Source organism: Comamonas sp. DB36, from assembly GCF_057914905.1.
Genome location: NZ_CP196631.1, coordinates 831,586 through 846,424 on the forward strand (window position 1 = coordinate 831,586; position 14,839 = coordinate 846,424).

11 protein-coding genes are annotated in these 14,839 nt (G+C 66.7%); 7 read left to right on the plus strand and 4 right to left on the minus strand.

Translation table 11 applies throughout. The features are described from left to right. Positions 1–18: 18 nt before the first annotated feature. Complete coding sequence (locus ACSVDO_RS03990) at positions 19–2,430, plus strand: TonB-dependent siderophore receptor (protein ID WP_489594998.1); 2,412 nt, start codon at positions 19–21, stop codon at positions 2,428–2,430. Between the two features lie 285 nt (positions 2,431–2,715). After that, positions 2,716–4,590, plus strand: a complete 1,875-nt coding sequence (locus tag ACSVDO_RS03995; RefSeq protein ID WP_489595000.1) for a sensor domain-containing diguanylate cyclase — start codon at positions 2,716–2,718, stop codon at positions 4,588–4,590. An 11-nt stretch (positions 4,591–4,601) separates the two neighbouring features. Here the strand turns inward: ACSVDO_RS03995 and ACSVDO_RS04000 are convergent, their stop codons facing one another. Beyond that, complete coding sequence (locus ACSVDO_RS04000) at positions 4,602–5,366, minus strand: SDR family oxidoreductase (RefSeq protein WP_332681249.1); 765 nt, start codon at positions 5,364–5,366, stop codon at positions 4,602–4,604. Positions 5,367–5,488: 122 nt separating this feature from the next. Here ACSVDO_RS04000 and ACSVDO_RS04005 point away from each other — a divergent pair, with 122 nt between their 5' ends. Next, entirely contained in the window at positions 5,489–6,052 is a 564-nt protein-coding gene (locus ACSVDO_RS04005) for a peroxiredoxin (protein WP_332535180.1), read from the plus strand. A 132-nt stretch (positions 6,053–6,184) separates the two neighbouring features. Next, entirely contained in the window at positions 6,185–7,489 is a 1,305-nt protein-coding gene (locus ACSVDO_RS04010; protein ID WP_332681248.1) for an HD-GYP domain-containing protein, read from the plus strand. A 91-nt stretch (positions 7,490–7,580) separates the two neighbouring features. Here the strand turns inward: ACSVDO_RS04010 and ACSVDO_RS04015 are convergent, their stop codons facing one another. From ACSVDO_RS04015 to ACSVDO_RS04025, 3 genes are all read right to left on the minus strand, one after another. Beyond that, on the minus strand, positions 7,581–9,737 hold the full coding sequence (locus ACSVDO_RS04015) for an outer membrane protein assembly factor BamB family protein (RefSeq protein ID WP_332548532.1): 2,157 nt from the start codon (positions 9,735–9,737) through the stop codon (positions 7,581–7,583). A gap of 27 nt (positions 9,738–9,764) precedes the next feature. After that, complete coding sequence (locus tag ACSVDO_RS04020; RefSeq protein WP_332535174.1) at positions 9,765–10,763, minus strand: ThuA domain-containing protein; 999 nt, start codon at positions 10,761–10,763, stop codon at positions 9,765–9,767. A 181-nt stretch (positions 10,764–10,944) separates the two neighbouring features. After that, positions 10,945–12,159, minus strand: a complete 1,215-nt coding sequence (locus ACSVDO_RS04025; RefSeq protein WP_489595003.1) for an MFS transporter — start codon at positions 12,157–12,159, stop codon at positions 10,945–10,947. A gap of 97 nt (positions 12,160–12,256) precedes the next feature. Here ACSVDO_RS04025 and ACSVDO_RS04030 point away from each other — a divergent pair, with 97 nt between their 5' ends. From ACSVDO_RS04030 to ACSVDO_RS04040, 3 genes are all read left to right on the plus strand, one after another. Next, positions 12,257–12,703 carry a winged helix-turn-helix transcriptional regulator gene (locus ACSVDO_RS04030; RefSeq protein WP_332535171.1) on the plus strand — a complete coding sequence of 149 codons (447 nt, stop codon included), beginning with the start codon at positions 12,257–12,259 and terminating at the stop codon, positions 12,701–12,703. A gap of 206 nt (positions 12,704–12,909) precedes the next feature. Continuing rightward, the gene (locus tag ACSVDO_RS04035; RefSeq protein WP_489595006.1) at positions 12,910–13,545 is read left to right on the plus strand and encodes an RNA polymerase sigma factor; all 636 of its coding nucleotides are present in this window, start codon (positions 12,910–12,912) and stop codon (positions 13,543–13,545) included. Continuing rightward, entirely contained in the window at positions 13,542–14,576 is a 1,035-nt protein-coding gene (locus ACSVDO_RS04040) for a FecR family protein (RefSeq protein ID WP_332548535.1), read from the plus strand. The genes ACSVDO_RS04035 and ACSVDO_RS04040 overlap by 4 nt, the downstream gene beginning before the upstream one ends. Positions 14,577–14,839: the final 263 nt, after the last annotated feature.

Genomic DNA, 14,839 nt, shown 5'->3' on the forward strand with positions numbered 1-14,839 from the left:
ACAGACAGAGAGAACATCATGGGTCACCACCCGATTTTGCGCGCCACGCGCCTGGCCTTCGCCCTGCGCCCGATGGTGCTGACATTGCCCGCGGCAGCCTGCCTGATCGCTGCGCCATGCGCCCATGCCCAGGCCGCGGCAACGCAGCGCTATGACATTCCCGCCGGACCACTGACGGCCACGCTCAACCGCTTCGGCGTCGAGGCCGGGATCATGCTGTCGCTGTTCACTGCGGATACGGCGGGCAGGCAAAGCCCGGGCGTGCAAGGCGAGATGACCGTGGCCCAGGCCCTGGCCGCGCTGCTGGCGGGAACCGGGCTGGATGCGGTGCCGCGCGCGGGTGGGGGTTTTCTGGTGCGGGTCACGCCCGCCGTGGGCGCGGCCAGCGCGCTCGCGGAAGTGCGTGTGAGCGCGCAGGCCGAGCCCGGCGGCGCCACCGAAGGCACGGGCAGCTACCGCGCCATAGGCCGCAGCGCGACCGGAACGCCGCTGGCGCTGGGTGCGAAGGAGACGCCGCAATCGGTCTCGGTGATCACGCGCCAGCGGCTCGACGACCAGCACCTCGACACCGTGAACGAGGTACTGGAGTTCACCACCGGCGTCACCGCGTTCCGCCAGGGCATGGGAACGGATCTGGAAGGCATCTGGTCACGCGGTTTTTCCGTCTCCAACTACCTGCTCGATGGCATGCCCAGCGCGGTGGCGGGCTCGATGCAGAACACCGTCATGTACGACCGCATTGAAGTCGTGCGCGGCGCGAACGGGCTGATGAGCGGCATGGGCAATCCGTCGGCCAGCATCAACATGGTCCGCAAGCGCCCCATGGCCGAGCGCCAGATCAGCGTCAGCGCCGAGGCCGGCAGCTGGGACCGATATGGCGTCGGGGCCGACATCTCCTCGCCGCTCAATGACAGCGCGAGCCTGCGCGGCCGGCTGGTGGTCGACGCCAAGCAGCAGCATTCTTGGATAGACCGTTACCATAAGAAGAGCGATGTGGTCTACGGCATCGTGGAATTGGACCTGGCGCCCTCGACCCTGCTGACCGCAGGTTTCAGCGCGCAATCGGACCGGAATGATGCGTCAATGCGCACCGGTTTCCCGTTGACCTACAGCAATGGCGTGGCGACAAACTTCGCGCGCTCGATCAACATCGGACCCAACTGGGCCTACCACGCGCCGCAAGTGGACAGCGTGTTCGCCTCGCTGGCACATGACTTCGGCACCGGCTGGCATGCCAAGATCGACTATGCGCATTTGCGCTCGGCATACGACAGTGCGCTGTACTTTCTGACCGGCAGCATAGACCAGGCCACGGGTCTGGGCGGCGCGCTGTGGCCTGTGCGCTGGCAAAGCACGGACCGCCAGAACAGTGTCGATGCGCAGCTGAACGGGCCGTTCTCGCTGTTTGGGCGCGCGCACGAAGCAGTGGCCGGCGTCTCGCTGTCCCAGCTGCACAGGGACACCGGCGACTACGGCGGCTGGATGGGACCATGGACTGGCTACGACGGCAGCATAGGCAACCTGCATGACTGGGACGGCAATGCCAACGTGCCGGTTTTCGTCAAGGCCAGCGATACCGCGACCAGGGAAAACCAGCTCAGCGCCTATGTCACTGCACGCTGGAGCCTGGGCGATTCGACCACGCTGATCACGGGCGCGCGCGCGATCGACTGGAAACGCGTGGCCGACACCACCACCGTGGCCGGTGCGCAAAGCCGCACCGAGCTGCGCGAGCGCGGCGTGGTCGTGCCCTATGCGGGGCTGGTGCATGCACTGGACGAGCGCTGGTCGCTTTACGGCAACTACACCCAGGTGTTTCAGCCCCAGGCCGCATCGGTGCGCGACGTGAGCAACCGGCCACTGGCCCCCGAGCAGGGCACAAGCTACGAAGCCGGCGTCAAGGCCGGCTGGCTCGACGGTCGGCTCATCACCAGCCTCGCGGTCTTCCGTTCCAGGCAGGACAACCTGGCGGTCTACAACGCGGGCACGGACGCCTATGATGCGCTGCAGGGCATCACCACCCAGGGCCTGGAACTCGAGGCTGCGGGTGAAGTCGCCAAGGGCTGGAACATGAGTGCCGGTTATGCCTATACCTCGAGCAAGGATGCCGATGGTACGCGCGCCAACACCCCGATTCCGCGCCACGGGCTCAAGCTGTTCACCACTTACCGGTTGCGCGGTGAACTCCATCCGCTGACCATAGGCGGCGGTGTCAACTGGCAAAGCGAATACGGCTATGTGGGCGAGCCGGCGCAAAAGAGCCATGCCGTCGTCAACCTGATGGCGCGCTACGCCGTGAGCCGGCAGCTGTCGGTGTCGCTGCATCTGAACAACGTTTTCGACAAGCATTACTACAGCGGCCTGAGCAACTACGGTGCAATGTATGGTGCGCCGCGCAATGTGATGGCGGCGGTCAAGTACGCCTTCTGACGCCGGGCGCGGGTCGGCGCTGCGGGCCGGCAGCGGCGCCTGCCCCGGGTCCTGCGGCGAACCGCGCCTGCCATGTTTCCCATGGCAGGCATTTTTTTTGGGAGGAAGAGCGGCCCGCAAACTGCGGAGCCTGGCACCGGCGCAAGCGCCCGCCCGGTTGCTGCAGACTGTTCAATTTCCGCGTAAACCGGCAAACTGCCGGTTGAAGAGTCGCCGTGCCTGGGCGCGCGTGTCGCCAGGCGAATTGCAACCCGATGCGCTGCATCGCATTCACGACAAAGCGGTATGAGTCTGAGGATTTCCAAAACAGTGCTGCGGCGCATCGTTCTCGGCAATCTGCTGGTGGCATGCCTGCTGTGCCTTGCGACCGGATTGAACCTGCATGCCAACTACCAGGCCGACATGGACCTGGGCATCGCCGTGACGCGCAATCAGGCCCGCAGTCTGGGGCTGGAGCTCACGGCGGAGCTGCGGCTCGTGGACAACGCGCTGTCGTCCATTACGAACCGGTTTCGCATGCGTTCCATCGACGGCCTGCCCGCGGCGCAATCCGCACTCGAGGAAGCGCTGCAGGAACAGCGCGCGCTGATTCCGTTCGTGACGGCGCTCAGGACCACGGGCCCCGATGGCCAGGTGCTGCTGGTGCCCAGCGAAGTCACCGTGCCGTTCTCGATCGAGAGCCGGCCGTATTTCGAGCAGGCCCGGGATACGGACCAGATGGTCGTGTCCTCGCCGCTGGTGAGCCTGTCCTTCGACAAATGGGCCATCGTGCTGGCCCGGCGGCTGCAGGACGCGGATGGCGGCTTTCAGGGCGTGGTCTATGCCGTCGTCGCGGCCGAGCATTTCCAGCGGCTGTTCAGCCAGCAATCGCTGGGACCGGACAGCGCCATGGCGCTGCGCACCGACGATGCGCGCCTGGTCGCGCGCTTCAATGCGAACCAGCCCTACTCCGAGCAAGGCCTGGGCGACGACCTGGTGTCCGCGCAATACCACGCGGCGCTGCGCAGCAATCCCGAACATGGCTGGTACATCACGCCCACGCTGCTCGATGGCGTGGAGCGCATCACCGCCTACCAGCGGCTGACCAACTATCCGCTGACGGTCGCCGCCGGTCTGGGCACAGAGACCTATCTGGCGATGTGGCGCGCGTCCGCCTGGCGCGCCTGGGGGCTCACGGGACTGTGCATTCTGCTGATCGCGCTGGGCTCGGTGAGCCTGTACCGGCTGCAGGCGCGCGAGCGGCTGGCGAAGATCAGGATGACGGAACTGCTCAAGGAGCAGGAGCTGTTCATCGACAATGACCTGATCGGCATGGCGCGGCTGCGCGACCGCAAGGTGCTGTGGACCAACCAGGCGATGCAGCGGCTGGTCAAACGCTCGGCCGGGGACCTGCAGGGCGCACCGATCCGTAGCATCTATGCCGATGAAGCCATTTACCAGCAGGTGGGCGAGCAGGCCTATGCCGCGCTGCGCGCCGCGGGCAAGTTCCACACCCAGATACAGCTGCTGAGCAGCGATGGCCAGACGCTGTGGGCGGACGTGAGCGGCGCGCGGCTCAACGACGTGGAGTCGCTGTGGATCTTCGTCGACATCGACGGCCTCAAGCGAGACGAGCAGACCGCGCGGCATCTGGCCACGCATGATGCGCTCACGGGCCTGGCCAATCGCCGCGCGCTGGAGCAGACGCTGGAGCAGGCATTGTCCGCCGCTACCCATTCCGCACAGGCGCTGGTGGCCTTGTGTTTCATGGATCTCGACGGCTTCAAGCTGGTCAACGACACGCATGGACACGATGCCGGCGACGAAGTGCTGCAGGTCGTCGCCGCGCGGCTCAAGGCCCAGGCGCGGGCTTCCGATTGCGTGGCCCGGCTGGGCGGCGACGAGTTCGTCGTGCTGCTTGCCGGTCTGGGCTCGACCCAGGAAGCCGTGGAGATCATGGAGCGCTGCCTGGCGGCCATCAGCCAGCCCATACGGCTGCAGCATGGCGCCGTGGTGCATGTCGGCGCAAGCATGGGCCTGGCGCTCAATCTCGCGGCCGACGACTCATCGGCGCAGCTGCTGCAGCTGGCCGACGAGGCGATGTACGCCGCCAAGCGGGCCGGCAAGGGGCGCATCGTGGTGGCGCGCAGCCCGCAGGCCCTGGCCGAGAACCCGGCCTAGGCGAAGCGCTGTCAGCCGCGGCCGACGAAAGGCATCTTGGTCGCCATGACGGTGTGGAACAGCACGTTGGCTTCGAGCGGCAGGCTGGCCATGTAGAGCACCGACTGGCCGACGACCGCGACATCGATCATGGGCTCGACCGCGATGTCGCCATTGGCCTGGGGCACGCCCTTGGCCATGCGCGACGCCAGGTCGGTCATCGCATTGCCGATGTCGATCTGCCCGACGGCGATGTTGTACGGGCGGCCGTCGAGCGCGGCCGTCTTGGTCAGCCCCATCACCGCATGCTTGGTCGCAGTGTAGGCAATGGAGTTGGGGCGCGGCGCATGCGCGGAGATCGAGCCGTTGTTGATGATGCGTCCGCCCTGGGGGCTCTGGCCCTGCATCACCTTGAAGGCCTGCTGCAGGCAATAGAACATGCCGTTGAGATTCACATCGACCACTTCGCGCCATTGATCCGGCGTCCAGTCGACGAAGGACCCCGGAGGGTTGCCGCGGCCCGCGTTGTTGAACAGCAGGTCGACGCGGCCGAACTTCGCGACCGCGCTCGCGAACAGCGCGGCGACGGCTTCGGGGTCGCTCACATCGGTGGGCACGCAGTGCACGCGCTCGCCCAGGCCGTGCTGCGTCTGCGCTTCTGTCTTGACCTGCTCGAGCAACTCGGCGCGGCGCCCGGCAAGCACCACATGAAAGCCTGCCGCAAGCAATGCCTGGGCCACGGCCTTGCCTACGCCGGAGCCTGCGCCCGTGATGACCGCTACCTTCTTGTCTGTCATTGTCAAATTCTCCAGGTGATGTAGAACCCCATTGTGAGTTCATTGCGGCCGCGCAGGAACTATGACCGTGCCTGGGCAAAAGCCTGGACAATGGCCGCATCCACCATTGGAAGAAAGCTCCCATGCGCACTACCGGCTCTGGCCTCTCCACCGCATTTTCCGCGGCCGCGCTGCTCGCGGCCCTGTTCTCTCCGGCCGCGCATGCGGTGCTCAAGGTGGGCGATGCGGCCCCGGCGTTCACCACCCAGGCGGCCGTTGCCGGCAAGCCTTTCGCGTTCGACATGAAAGCGGCGCTGGCCAAGGGGCCGGTGGTGCTGTATTTCTTCCCCAAGGCCTTTACCCAGGGTTGCACGCTCGAGGCGCATGCGTTTGCCGAAGCCTCGCCGCAGTTCAATGCGCTGGGCGCGCAGGTCGTGGGCATGTCGCATGACGACATCGCCACCTTGCAGCGCTTTTCCACCGAAGCCTGCCGCGACCAGTTTGCGGTCGCCTCCGATCCCCAGGCGCGCACCATTCGCGCCTACGATGCCTCGGCCGCGGCCAACCCCCAGCGCGCCGACCGCATCTCGTATGTGATCGGCCAGGACAGCCGGATCAAGTTTGCCCATGTGGGTTCCGATCCGGCAGAGCATGTGGAGCAGACCAAGGCAGCAGTGCAGCGCTTGCAGAACAGCTTGAAGAAGTGAGGGCATGCTTAGGGTACGGTCTTTCGATATGGAGCAGACTTCGGTGTGACACGATGTAAAAAGTACATCGGTTCGGAAACCTTTGCCATTTGACCCATGCCCGGATTGCGCCTCTCAGAATTGATTTCTGCCTTGAGCCATGCGCTCGACATCACCGAAGGACAACCCGAGGGACACTGCACCCGCTGCTGCTGGATTGGCATGCATGTGGGGCGGCGCCTGGGGATGTCGGACGATGAACTCTGGGGCCTGTACTACACCTTGCTGCTCAAGGACCTGGGCTGCAGCAGCAATGCGGCGCGCATCTGCGAGCTCTACCTGACCAACGATCTGGCGTTCAAGCACGACTTCAAGACCGTGGGCGACAGCCTGCCCCAGGTGCTCAATTTCGTGCTCTCGCACACGGGCCTGCGCGCGCCGCTGGCCGAGCGCTTTCGCGCGGTGATGAACATCCTGCGCAACGGCAAGGAGCTGGCCGACGAGCTGATCCAGACGCGCTGCCAGCGCGGCGCAGAGATCGCGCGCCTGCTGCGCTTTCCCGAGACGGTGGCCCAGGGCATTTATCACCTTGACGAGCATTTCAACGGCAAGGGCCGGCCCGACGGGCTCGCCGGCCAGGCGATACCCTTGTATTCGCGCATTGCGCTGCTGGCCCAGGTGGCCGATGTGTTTCACACCGGCGGCGGGCCGCAGGCCGCGCTGGCCGAATTGCAGCGCCGCCGCGGCCAGTGGCTGGACCCTGAATTGATCGATGCGTTCAGCGCGGTCGCCGACGACGCGTTCTGGGCACAGCTCGCGGGGGCGGACATCGACGCCGCGGTGCTGGCGCTCGAGCCCGCTTCCCATCTGGTGCCGCTGGACGAGGACTACCTCGACGACATCGCCACGGCGTTCGGCCAGGTCGTCGATTCCAAGAGCCCTTACACCAGCGGCCACAGCGCGCGCGTGGCGCTGTATGTCGATCTGATGGCCGAGACCATGGGCCTGGATGCCGACCGGCGCCGCTGGCTCAAGCGCGCGGCGCTGCTGCACGACATCGGCAAGCTGGGCGTGAGCAACAGCATTCTCGACAAGCCCGGCAAGCTCGATGCCGAGGAGTGGGCCGTGGTGCGCACCCATGCGATGTACACCGAAGCCATCCTGTCGCGCATCGATGCGTTTGGCGAGCTGGCGCGCATCGCGGGCGCCCATCATGAACGTCTCGACGGCCAGGGCTATCCCCGGGGACTTTCGGCGCAGGATATCGATCTCGAAACGCGCATCATCACCTGCGCCGACATCTTCGACGCGATCACCGCGGCGCGCCCCTATCGCGGTGCGATTCCTGTCGACAAGACGCTGGAAATCATGGGCGAGTCCGTGGGCACGGCGATAGACGCCGAGTGCTTTGCGGCGCTCAAGGCAACGCTGCACCGCCTGCCTGCAATGACGCAATGAAGTGAGCCGTGGCGCGCGCGCCACGTGAAAAAGCCTGCGATGGCATGCCTCGCAGGCTTTTTCGTTGCGGGGGCGCGCGCGCCCCGAGGGCTCACTTGTCGGCGACGACGATCTTGCCCGTGGGCCGCGGGCTGTGGCAGTCGTTGTAGAAGTACTCGCCGGGCTGCGTGAACTTGTAGTTGGCCGACTCGCCGGGCTTGAGGCGGAAGTTGAACACGCCTTCGAAGAACTGCGTGGCGCAATGCTCGTTGGCATTGCCCTCGGGGTTCTTGAACGTCACGGTGGTGTTCAGCGGCACCGTCATGAAGGTCGGCGTCATGGCGTTGACGGCCGTCGATTCCTGCGCTCCGGGGGCATTGGTCGCGGTCTGCACCCGGCCCAGATAGACGGTGTTGGGCGTGGGCAGGCTCGCACCGCTGACGGCCGAGCCGGACACCGGCCGGCGCACCAGCGGCGGAATGGGCGTGGCCGCGGGCGCGACCTTGCCGCCGACCTTGAACGCCCACAGGAAGTCGCCGCGCGGCGCATCGCTGTAGGGGATGGACGAGCCGCCCGCAAACACCGCGATGTACTGCTCGCCGTCGATCTCGTAGCTGACCGGGCTGGCATTGATCGAGGCGCCGGTCTGGAAGCGCCAGACTTCGTTGCCGTTGTCGCCGTCCATGGCGATCAGGTTGCCGTCGGGCTGGCCTATGAACAGCAGGTTGCTGGCCGTGGACAGGATGCCGTTGCCATGGGCCAGCGAGTAGGGCATGGCCTTCTTCCAGCGCACGCGGTTGGTGCTCGGGTCGACGGCGACCACGCCGCCGGTCTGGTAGGTGCCCGGCGGGCGCAGGCCGTTGCTGGCCTCGGTCAGCGAGTGCGCTGCGCCCACATAGCCATAGCCGGTGTAGACCAGTCCGGTCTTGGGGCTGAACGACTGGTGGTTCCAGTTGGCGCCGCCGCCGTGGCCGGGCACCGACAGGATAGGGATGTCCCAGTGCGGGTCGAACAGGCAGCCCTTCTGGTAGTTCGGGATGGCGCGGTTCGGGTCGCCGGGCACGGCCGTGCCGAGCTGCTGATCGACCACGCAGGTCTCGGTCCATGCGCCCTGGCGCGGAATCGGCTGCGTGGGCCAGGTGGCCTGGCGCGCGTCCTGCTTGACCGGCACCTCATCGATGCCCAGCGGCGCCGAGCCGTCCTTGCGGTCAAGGATGTAGTACATGCCGGTCTTGCTGCCGTAGATCACGATCTTGCGCAGCACGCCGTCGATCTTCACGTCGGCGAGCACCGGCGACATCACGTTGTCCATGTCCCAGATGTCGTGGTGCACCGACTGGAAGTGCCATCTGTACTCGCCCGTGACCGTGTCGAGGGCGACGATGGAGTTGGCAAACAGGTTCAGGCCGGGGCGCTTGGAGCCGTCCTGCGACGAGCCGCCGCGCACATTGCCGAAAGTCCAGTAGACCAGCTTGAGTTCGGGGTCCACGGCCGGGTGTATCCAGGGCGTGGCACCCGTGCGGTCGGCCTCGGCCGCGCCGCCCCAGGTGTCGTAGCCCTTGGTGCCGGGCTTGGGCACGCCCCAGAACACATTGAGCACCTTGCCGTCGGTGGCGTCGGCGGTGAAGGCCGCGCCGCGGTTGCCGTCGTTGGTGCCTATGTACAGGCGCTTGTCGTGGTAGACCAGCGCCACTTTCTGCACCGAGCCCAGGTAGTTGGCGTCGGCCGTGTCGTTGGGATATTCCTTGGTCCAGGCGACTTCGCCGGTGGCGATCTTTAGCGCCACCAGGCGGTTGCCCTTGGCAACCGTGTAGACCAGGCCCAGGTCCTTGGCCACGGCCACGCCGCGGCGGGTGATGGTGCCATGCGGGGTTTCCCATTTCCACTTGGTGACGCCGGTCTTGCCGTCGACCGCGACCACATTGCCCAGCGCGGTCTCGAGATAAATGACACCGTCGACGACCACCGTCGTGCTCTGGTTGGTGCCGGTGTTCAGCCCGCCTTCGACGCGGTTGACCCAGGCGCCACCGAGCTGGGCGATGTTCTTCTTCTCCAGCGCGGACAGCGCGCTGTAGTTCTGGTTGCCGAGGTTTCCGCCCACCTTGGGGAAATCCTTGCCGCCGGGCGTGCAGCAGTCGTTGAGATCCGCCGTCGGCGGCGGCGTGACGGCCGGCTTGTCATCCCCATTGCCGCCGCAGCCTATGAGCACCACGGGCAGGCAGATGATGGCCGCTGCAATCGCAGAAAGCGTGTAAGAGCGAGATTTCACGGATTTCCTCCAAAGTGGGCGCTGGGCTTACTTGGCCGGCGTGGCGGGGGAGCTGGTGCAGAAGTCGGTCAGGCCCATGGTGGACTTGACGGCCTGCACCACCATCTTCTGGAAGTCCTGCGCGCCCGGCGCCGCGGAGTTCGCGGTGAAGTGGTCGGCGGCGTGGCCCAGCGTGCTGAGCCAGGCGCGGCCGCCGTCGTAGTACTGGCACCAGGCGACGGGGTGGAAGTCCTTGTGGCCGGGATGGGGCGCGGCCGTGAGCGGGTTCAGCGTGGAGGTATCGACCTGGGCCAGGAACTTCACGTTGGTCGGGAACGGCGCGAGGTTGTACCACTCGTCCTTGAACGCGAAGCTCAGCGCCACGCCTTGCGTGGACGGGTCCTGGCCCATGATCTTCACCACGCCGTCGCGGTTCGGGCCGTGGTTGTAGAAGTTGGCATTGCCCAGCAGGCCTTCGTAGTAGGGCCAGTTGTACTCGGCGCCGAACGCGTTGTGCAGGCCGACGAAGCCGCCGCCGCGGCGCATGTAGTTGCGCAGCGCGGTGCGCGCCGCGTCATTGCCCGTGGCCACGGCTTCGTTCCACAGCGTGTCGCGGTTGGAGCTCGCGAAGATCACGGTCTTGTAGTTGTTGATGCGCCCGGCGAGCACCGTCACGTCTTCGGTCCAGTCGGCCTGTATGCCGGCTTCTTCCATCATGCGCTTGAGGCCCGCCTGCATGACGTTGTCGGCGTTCATCTCGGGGTTCAGCCCCGCGGCCATGGGCGTGCCCAGGTTGGCGTGGCGCGGTCCCGCGGTGCGCGAATAGATCAGCACGCGGTTGGGCGTGGAGGCAAACGCGCCCCAGTCGTTGTAGCACTTGGAGTCGGTGCCGCGGCAGACGTTGTAGTAGGGGTCGAAGCTGCTGTCGACCGCCGCCTCCTCGTCCTTGGGCGGCTCGTTGTTGTCGTCGCCGCCGCAGGCGCTCAGGCCGGCAAGCAGGGCCGCCGCCATGGCGGTGTAGGCAAATTTCCGCTGGAAAGATCTCATTCGCTGTCTCCGTTGAAGTTGTGTCGAACAGGTGCTTTGGAAAGACTCAGGCGCGCATTGCTGCCTTGTGTTGCAGCATGGACAAAATGTAATAAATCCGGAAAACATTTCCATAATGGAAATCCCTTCCTGTTTATTTTTGTGAGTTTCGCCTACAGCAGCCCTGTTTGCCGACAGCGCTTCACGCCCGCGCGGGCCCGGGCATGCAGCGCAAAGTGGCTCCCCAGAAGATCAGCGCCAGCAGGCTCACGCCCGCGCCCAGCGCGCACACGCCTTGCCAGCCCGCATGCGCATAGGTGACCGTGGAGGCGATTGCGCCCAGCCCGCTGCCGACCGCGTAGAACAGCATGTAGAGCCCCACCAGGCGGGCATGGGCGTCGGGCCGGGTGCGCAAGATCAGGCTCTGGTTGGTCACATGCAAGGCCTGGCCGCCCAGGTCCAGCAGCACGATGCCCAGCACCAGCGCCCACAGCGACCAGCCCATCAGCGCCAGCGGCCACCAGGCAAGCAGCAGCGCCAGCAGGGCCGCGGCGCTGGTGCGCTGGCCCCGGCCGCGGTCCGCCCATTGCCCGGCGCGCGCCGCCGCGAGCGCGCCGACCACGCCCACCAGCCCGAAAGCGCCTATGGCCGTGTGCGAGAGCGCGAATGGCGGCGAGCTCAGCGGCAGCACCAGCGCGCTCCAGAAGATGTTGAACGCGGCAAACATCAGCAAGGCCAGCATGCCGCGGATCTGCAGCACGCGCTCCTGGCACAGCAGCGTGAGCATCGACGCGATCAAGCGAAAGTAGCTGCTGCGCATCGCCGGGGCGGGCAGGGCCGGCAGGCGGCGCCACAGCGGCAGCGCGACCATGAGCATCAGCGCCGCCGCGCCGACATACACGCCGCGCCAGCCGGCCAGGTCGTTGACGCCGCCCGCGAACACGCGCGCCAGCAGCAGGCCGATGAACACCCCGCCTTGTGCGCCGCCCACGACCCGGCCCTGTTCATGCGGCGCGGCGGCGCTGGCGGCATAGGCGATCAGCCCCTGCGTCATGGCCGTGCCCAGCAGGCCCACGCCCAGCATTCCCAGCAGCAGCACGCGCGCCGAGGGCGCGTTCGCGACCAGCAACAGCGCCGCGATCAGGGCCAGCAGCTGCGCGCCCATCAGATGGCGCCGGTCCAGGCGATCGCCCAGCGGCACCAGCAGCAGCAGCGCCAGCGCCGAGCCGAGCTGGGTCGCGCTGACCACGCCGCCGACGGCCGCATGACTGATGCCGAAGTCGGCGGCCAGCGCGTCGAGCAGCGGCTGGGCGTAATAGACGTTGGCGACGCTCAGGCCGCTGGCGGCGGCAAACAGCAGCACCAGCGAGCGCGGCATGGCCACAGGGTTCGGGGAAGCAGGGGCAGGGGTTTGCATCACGGGCCGTTTCTTCAATCTGGTTTCAAAACAAAACCAGTTGAATTCTAGGCATGATGGTTTTAAAATGCAACCAACTCATTTGATGGAACGCCGCATGCCGAGTCGCAATCTCTCCGCAGACGAACCCTGTCCGGTCGCGCGCAGCGTCGATCTCGTCGGCGATCGCTGGTCCATGCTGATCGTGCGCGATGCATTCGATGGCATAAGCCGGTTCAGCGACTTTCAGCGCAGTCTGGGCATGGCGCGCAATATTCTTTCGGACCGGCTGCGCAAGCTGGTGGACGCGGGCATTCTCGAAACCCGGGCCGCATCCGATGGCAGCGCCTACCAGGAATACGTGCTGACGGCCAGGGGCGAAAGCCTGTTTCCTGTCGTCGTGGCCTTGCGCCAATGGGGGGAACGCCACCTGTTCGCCAAGGGCGAAGCGCATTCGCAGCTCGTCGACAAACGCGCGGGCCGGCCGCTGGCGCGCATGGCGCCGCAGGCCGGCGATGGCCGGGTGCTGCGTGCCGCGGATACCGAAGTGCGCAAGCTGCGCTGACTGCGCCATGACGACGGGCTGGCAGGGCGATGCACGTTTCCATATGCGAACGGTTCTCAGTAGAATGTCGCCACCTGTGCCGCACCCGGCGTTCATCTGTGTCGGATCTTCTTGCCCGCTTCAACCATTTCTTCTGCCGCGCGACTGCATGCCATGACGGGTTCAAGGCGTGCATCGGCGTGGCCGCTGAAGCCTGGAGGCAGGGCATGAAACGCGACTTCATGCCGGGCGAAGGCGCGCCGCCGCCGACCGCGAGCGATCAGCTGGGGCATCTCTATGCCCGCTGGCGCGCTCCGCTGGCGCGCATGATGCGCCGCTACTTCGGCTCGGCCGCCGAAGTCGAGGACGCGACGCAGGAAGTGTTTGCGCGCCTGGCCGCGACCGGCAAGTCGATTGCGCCGGGCGACGAGCAGCCTTATCTGCGCCGCGCCGCGCGCAATGTCGCCATCGATGGCTGGCGCAAGAGCGCGCAGCGCGAAGGCCTGCAGCGCGTCGCTCTCGAAGAGGATTCCGACACGCCCGACCTGTCTACCGACGCCGGCCACACCGCTGCCCACGCGGCCCATTCCCAACTGCTGTCCCGGCTCGATCAGGCCATACAGGAGCTGCCCGCGCGCCAGCGCGAAGCGTTCACGCTGCACCGCATAGAAGGCCATACGGTCGAGGAGACCGCGCTGCGCATGGGCATATCCACGCGCATGGTGGTCAAGCATCTGAGCCGCGGCCTGGCCTACTGCCAGGTGCGCGTGAGCTATGCCAGCAGCGCGCAGATGCGCCAGATGCATGTGGTGCTCAGCGGTGCCGAAGAAGCGGCCGACGCCGCCGACGGGGACGCTCCATGAAGCCCATTCCCGCGGGCACGACCCACAGCGCGCTGCTGCAGCTGCACCGCGAGGTGGCCGACTGGTGCGTGCGCCGCGCCCAGGCCGGCTGGACGGCCGCCGACGAACGCGCGCTGCAGACCTGGCTGGCCGCCGATCCCGCGCGCCGCGACATCATGGATTCGATGGGCCATACCGTGCAGCTCGCCGGCCAGCTGAAGCAATACCGTAGCGCGACTTGCGCCACGCCAGCACGGTCGACGGCAGGCGCGGCGCCCGCGGCCGGCCTGCGCTGGCTGCCCTGGCTCACACCCGCACGCCGGCGCAGTTTTGCGCCGGTGCTTGCCGCGACCTGCGTGGCGCTGGTCGCGGCGGGCTGGTTCCGCTGGGATGCAACTCCCAGCTACCGCCTCGATGTCGCCACCGGCCCGGGCGAGACGCGCGCGGTCGATCTGCCCGACGGCTCGCAGATTGCGCTCAACGTGGGCACGGCGGTGCAGGTGCGCTACTTCCCGCGCCGGCGCGAAGTGCTGATGGGCGAAGGCGAGGCCTTCTTTCGCGTCGCACCCAATGCCAATCAGCCGTTCACGATCGACCGCGGCGACAGCCGCGTGCGCGTGGTCGGCACGGCGTTCAACGTGCGCGCCACGGCGCAGCAATTGACCGTCAAGGTGCTTGAAGGCAAGGTCGAAGTGCAGCCGCGACGCAGCGTGACGACCGACCCCGCGCTGCTGCTGGGCCCGGGCGTCGGTGTCGCGATCGACACCGCCACCGGCAATCACCAGAGCCTGCGCGCCGCGCCCGAGGAAGTGGGCCGCTGGCGCACGGGGCAGATCCATTTCAGCCGCACCACGCTGGGCGAAGTCGCGCAGGAACTGGGACGCTACCTGGGCAAGTCGGTGGTGGTCGATGACGAAGGCTTGAAGGCCATGACGATCTCGGGCTTCCTCATGATCCACTCGGCCGATGACTTCATCCAGGCGCTGCCCGACGTGGTGCCGGTGCGCGTCGAGCGCGATCCTGTGGGCAACTGGCGCATTTCCAGGCGTTGAGGCTGCGCCGTGCCAGTGCGGCGCGGGCCTCAAGCACCGCGTTCGTGGTGAGCTTGCCTGGCCGGTCGCGTCGGCCTGTCCTCATGCCTGGAGCGCAGGCCGTTCATCCTTCGACAGGCTCAGGACGAACGGGGTGAGCCAACGCCTTGTGAGGCCTCGCCTCGCTTACCTCGCTCAGGACGAACGGTTGGCGACGAAAGGCTTGTGGCCGTAAGCCTTGCACCTCGCAATCGCCAGTTGCGCACCCCTACCCCACGCCGCAA

Excerpts from the sequence above, each read along its gene's own strand:
- ACSVDO_RS04020 (WP_332535174.1), bottom strand. The coding sequence starts at position 10,763 with ATGAGATCTTTCCAGCGGAAATTTGCCTACACCGCCATGGCGGCGGCC.
- ACSVDO_RS04040 (WP_332548535.1), top strand. The coding sequence starts at position 13,542 with ATGAAGCCCATTCCCGCGGGCACGACCCACAGCGCGCTGCTGCAGCTG.
- ACSVDO_RS03995 (WP_489595000.1), top strand. The coding sequence starts at position 2,716 with ATGAGTCTGAGGATTTCCAAAACAGTGCTGCGGCGCATCGTTCTCGGC.
- ACSVDO_RS04025 (WP_489595003.1), bottom strand. The coding sequence starts at position 12,159 with ATGCAAACCCCTGCCCCTGCTTCCCCGAACCCTGTGGCCATGCCGCGC.
- ACSVDO_RS04005 (WP_332535180.1), top strand. The coding sequence starts at position 5,489 with ATGCGCACTACCGGCTCTGGCCTCTCCACCGCATTTTCCGCGGCCGCG.
- ACSVDO_RS03990 (WP_489594998.1), top strand. The coding sequence starts at position 19 with ATGGGTCACCACCCGATTTTGCGCGCCACGCGCCTGGCCTTCGCCCTG.
- ACSVDO_RS04030 (WP_332535171.1), top strand. The coding sequence starts at position 12,257 with ATGCCGAGTCGCAATCTCTCCGCAGACGAACCCTGTCCGGTCGCGCGC.
- ACSVDO_RS04035 (WP_489595006.1), top strand. The coding sequence starts at position 12,910 with ATGAAACGCGACTTCATGCCGGGCGAAGGCGCGCCGCCGCCGACCGCG.
- ACSVDO_RS04000 (WP_332681249.1), bottom strand. The coding sequence starts at position 5,366 with ATGACAGACAAGAAGGTAGCGGTCATCACGGGCGCAGGCTCCGGCGTA.